Source organism: Fluviicola sp., from assembly GCF_030151805.1.
Classification (GTDB): Bacteria; Bacteroidota; Bacteroidia; order Flavobacteriales_D; family Crocinitomicaceae; genus Fluviicola.
Genome location: NZ_JASLCN010000359.1, coordinates 1 through 5,192, shown reverse-complemented (window position 1 = coordinate 5,192; position 5,192 = coordinate 1). Strand labels below are relative to the sequence as shown.

The window sequence follows — 5,192 nt, the reverse complement described above, 5'->3', positions numbered from 1 at the left end:
TATTCGCTCCAAAAATGTTTAATAAATTCATTCATAGACCTGTTTTAGCGATTGTGCTATCATTGGTCATCATCTTCATGGGTGTACTTGCGATCAGTGGTTTATCCACATCGCAGTTCCCAGAAATCGCACCTCCCACCGTTATTGTACGGGCATCTTATCCGGGAGCAAGTGCCAAAGTATTAACAGAATCCGTTTTGATCCCGTTGGAACAAGCCGTAAATGGTGTTCCGGGAATGAAATACATGACTTCCGATGCAACCAGTGCCGGTGAAGCAAACATCCAGATCGTATTTAACCTCGGAACCGATCCCGATCAGGCATTGGTACAGGTAAACACGCGGATTGCACAGGTATTGAACCGTCTACCGGTTTTGGTACAACGTGAAGGGGTTATCGTAAACCGGATTATGCCGAGTATGTTGATGTACGTTAACTTGTACAGTAAGGATCCGAAGGCCGATATGAAATTCATTTTCAACGTTGCCGGGGTAAACATGATTCCTGAATTACAACGTATCAACGGTATCGGACAGGCAAGTATCTTAGGTAGCCGCCAGTATGCTATGCGTATCTGGCTGAAACCCGACCGGATGCGGGCTTACAACATTTCTACCGATGAAATCATGGAAGCACTCAACACACAAAGTGTGATCGGTTCTCCGGGAAGGATTGGTCGAAGTGACGGTAAACGTGCCGAAGCCCTGGAATATGTATTGACCTACAAAGGTCGTTTCAATGAAGCAGACGAATACAAGAATGTCATTATCCGCTCCAATCCGGAAGGTGAAATTCTACGTTTGAAAGACGTTGCAGAAGTAGAACTCGGTAGTGAGTACTACGATATTTACTCCAACAAAGATGAATATCCTTCTGCGGCAATTGTATTGAAACAAACTTATGGAAGTAACGCAACCGAAGTCATTGAACGCGTAAAAGAGAAACTGGAAGAACTGAAAAAAACATCCTTCCCTCCGGGAATGGAATACGAAATCAGTTATGACGTTTCGAACTTCCTGGATGCATCCGTGGAAAAAGTAATTCACACCCTGGGTGAAGCATTTATCCTCGTTGCATTGGTCGTGTTCTTATTCCTCGGTGACTTCCGCTCTACCCTTATTCCCACAATTGCCGTTCCGGTTTCCTTAATCGGAGCCTTCATGTTCATGCAGTTGTTCGGATTAACAATCAACTTGATTACCTTATTTGCCCTGGTATTGGCAATCGGTATTGTGGTCGATGACGCCATTGTCGTCGTCGAGGCGGTCCATGCCAAGATGGAAGAAGAACATCTTTCGCCTTACATGGCCGTGAAAAAAGTACTCAAGGAAATCAGTGGTGCCGTTATTGCCATTACCTTATTGATGACCGCCGTATTCGTACCGGTAGCATTCATGACAGGTCCGGTAGGTATTTTCTACCGACAGTTTGCAATTACCATGGCAACTTCCATCGTACTTTCCGGTTTGGTAGCCTTGACACTGACTCCGGTTCTTTGCGCCATGTTGTTGAAAAACAACCACGGAAAACCACGAAAAAGAACTCCGATCAACCGTTTCTTAGACTGGTTCAACAGAGGTTTTGAGAAATTGACAGGAAGTTATGTCGGATTGTTAAAACGTATTGTAAACCGAAGATTGGTCACATTCATCATCTTGCTGGCATTTGGTTTGGGAATCTTCGGAATAAGCGAAAAGCTACCTTCCGGTTTCATCCCGAGTGAAGACCAGGGAATGATCTATGCCATTATTCAGACACCTCCGGGATCAACCCTGGAAAGAACGAATGATATTGCACGTAAACTACAGGCGATTGCAGAAAAAGTACCGGGTATTAAATCGGTTTCTGCCCTTGCAGGTTACGAGGTTTTAACCGAAGGTCGTGGTTCCAACGCCGGTACGTGTTTGATCAACCTGGATCCATGGTCGGAAAGAAAGCACAACGTTCAGGAAATCATTTACGAACTGGAAGAAAAAGCGAAAGTCATTCCGGGAGCAACAATCGAGTTCTTTGATCCGCCGGCAGTTCCGGGTTACGGTGCTGCGGGAGGTTTCTCACTTCAATTACTGGATAAAACCAATACCGGTGATTACCTGGAACTGGAACGTGTAAACACGGAATTCATGAATGCATTGCGCAAGCGAAAAGAAATCACCGGTTTGTTTACGTTCTATAGTGCGAACTATCCGCAATACGAACTTCAGATCAACAACGATTTGGCAATGCAAAAAGGAGTTTCCATCGGAAATGCGATGAATACACTCTCCATTTTGATCGGTAGTACCTACGAATTAGGTTTCATCAAATATCAGCGTTTCTTCAAGGTGTTCGTTCAGGCTTCTCCGGAATACAGACGACTGCCGGAAGACATCATGAAATTGTATGTGAAAAATGACCGTGGAGAAATGGTTCCGTTCTCAGCCTTTATGAAGATTGTGAAATCACAGGGAGCGAATGAGATCAACCGTTACAACATGTATACAACTGCTTCGATCAGAGGGTCTGCGGCAAAAGGATACAGTAGTGGTGAAGCAATTAAAGCCGCACAGGAAGTTGCCAAAGAAACCTTGCCCAAAGGGTATGATATCGACTGGGGAGGACTTTCGAAAGATGAAGTAATGCGTGGAAATGAAGCCTTGTATATCTTCATCGTCGTATTGATCTTCGTTTACTTCGTACTCGCAGCGCAATATGAAAGTTTCATCATTCCATTGGCGGTAATTTTCTCACTTCCTGCCGGAATCTTCGGGTCCTTCTTCTTATTGCAGATGATGGGATTGGAAAACAACATTTATGCCCAGGTAGGACTCGTCATGCTCGTCGGGCTCCTCGGTAAGAACGCCGTGTTGATCGTGGAATTTGCCATGCAGAAGCACCACGAAGGTTCTACCGTTCTGGAAGCAGCGATCGAAGGTGCGAAAGTGCGTTTCCGTCCGATCCTGATGACCTCTTTTGCATTCATCGCCGGATTGATTCCGTTGGTTATTGCAACTGGTCCGGGAGCAATCGGAAACCGTACAATCGGTGCCTGTGCACTGGGAGGAATGCTCTTCGGAACCATTTTCGGAGTAATCATCATTCCGGGTCTGTACTATATTTTCGGTTCACTTGCAGCTGGACGAAAACTAATTAAAAACGAGGATGATAGTTCTTTGACAGAAGACTTCGTTCATGCAATTGACAATTTTCCAACAACCGATGAAAGTAATGAAGATGAGCACTAAAAAAAGACTGGGCAACTGGCTCATAATTGCCGGTCTTGCGGTAACCATTGCAGGATGTAAGGATCTGAAACTGGTTACAAAAACCGAAAACACATACACTCCTGCGAACTATCAAGGCTCGCAGCAGGATACACTCAACTCTGCGAAAACGCATTGGAATGAGTTCTTCAAAGATCCTTATTTGATTTCACTGGTTGATACCGCTTTGAAAAACAACCAGGAGTTGAATATCATGATGCAGGAGATTACCATTGCCAAAGCAGAAGTGAGAGCTAAAAAAGGGGAATTCCTGCCATCTGCAAACCTGCAGGTTGGTGCCGGAGTAGACAAAGTCGGAAGATACACCCGAAACGGTGCTTTGGAAGCCAACAATCAGATTGCTCCGGGAAAAGAATTTCCTGAACCGATGTCGGACATGATCGTGGGAGTCAATGCTTCCTGGGAAATCGATATCTGGCGAAAACTGCGCAATTCAAGAGATGCGGCGGCGAATCGTTACCTGGCTTCCGTAGAAGGGAAGAACTTCATGGTAACGCGTCTGGTTTCCGAAATTGCCAACTCGTATTACGAATTGGTTGCTTTGGATAACAAGCTTGAAATTTTGAATCAGACGATTGAAATTCAAAGCAATGCCTTGCAGATTGTCAAAATGCAGAAAGTTGCCGGAATGGTTTCCGAATTGGCAGTGAAGAAGTTCGAAGCGGAGGTTTTGAAAAACCAAAGCCACATGTACTATATTCGCCAGTCAATCATAGAAGCTGAAAACAAGATCAATTTCCTTGTCGGACGATTCCCGCAGCCCGTTCAGCGAAACTCAAAGAATTTTACGGATTTGGTTCCGGACACGATTTACTCGGGAATTCCTTCTCAACTTCTGCAAAACAGACCGGATATCCGGAAAGCAGAATTGGAATTGGTTGCAACCAAGTTCGACCTGAAAGCAGCAAGAGCAGATTTCTATCCCTCATTGCGACTAACCGCAGGTGCAGGATTTAACGCTTTCAACGTACAGTATTTCATTAAAGCTCCGCAATCATTGATTTACAACATTGCCGGAGATCTGGTTGCTCCTTTGATCAACCGAAATGCGATCAAAGCAAAGTATTTTTCTGCCAATGCGAAACAAATTCAGGCGGCTTACAATTATGAAAAGACGATTTTGAACGGTTACATTGAAGTCACAAATACGCTTTCAATGATCAGCAACCTGAAAAAGAGTTACGATCTGAAAACACAGCAAGTACAGGCTTTAACGCAATCCATTACGATTTCCACCAACCTGTTCAGTAATGCACGTGCAGATTATATGGAAGTATTAATGACACAACGCGATGCCGTTGAATCAAAATTTGAATTGATTGAAATGAAACAGCAGCAACTAAGCAGCTGGATTAGTATGTATCAGGCATTAGGAGGTGGTTGGAAATAACAATTGACAGCACCCCCTTATTTCCGGAAGGCATTCGTTAGTAGCGAATGCCTTTTTTGTTGTATGAATAGTTTGAAATACGCACTCAACTGATCAATTAAAAATGTGTGAAATCCGCTACTGAGAAAAAACAATCAAAAAATCAATTTCCACAATCAAAATCCGGTATTAAACCAATAATAAAGCATCAATATACCGTAGATAAAGCTTGAATAAGGCATAGATATAGCGATGATTGTACCTAATTATAACATTAGAAAGAGTTATTTTACACTACCATTGCCCATTGCCTAATCACTATTGCCTGATAAACTTCCCTTCCTGATAATTCCATCATTGATAATTCTCCCAATTCGTAATTCGTAATTCGGCATTAGGAATTACGAATTCTCATACTTGTTTAAAGATTTGTTAAATCCGGTTTCTAAATGACTCCCAACTAAGAGATTTCCTGTATTATTGCCGATGTTAATTATCGTCGCAAACAATGTTTATGAAACACCTCTTTTTAATTACAGTACTTTCTCTTACAAAATTTA

The 5,192-nt window shown here is 43.1% G+C and carries 2 protein-coding genes; both read left to right on the top strand.

Features of this window, described 5'->3' with window-relative positions; translation table 11 throughout:
* Nucleotides 1-14 precede the first annotated feature (14 nt).
* Complete coding sequence (locus Q1V93_RS13665; RefSeq protein ID WP_300665451.1) at nucleotides 15-3,224, top strand: efflux RND transporter permease subunit; 3,210 nt, start codon at nucleotides 15-17, stop codon at nucleotides 3,222-3,224.
* Nucleotides 3,214-4,653 carry an efflux transporter outer membrane subunit gene (locus Q1V93_RS13660; protein WP_300665449.1) on the top strand — a complete coding sequence of 480 codons (1,440 nt, stop codon included), beginning with the start codon at nucleotides 3,214-3,216 and terminating at the stop codon, nucleotides 4,651-4,653. Before Q1V93_RS13665 ends, Q1V93_RS13660 begins: the two co-directional genes overlap by 11 nt.
* The last annotated feature ends 539 nt before the right edge of the window (nucleotides 4,654-5,192 follow it).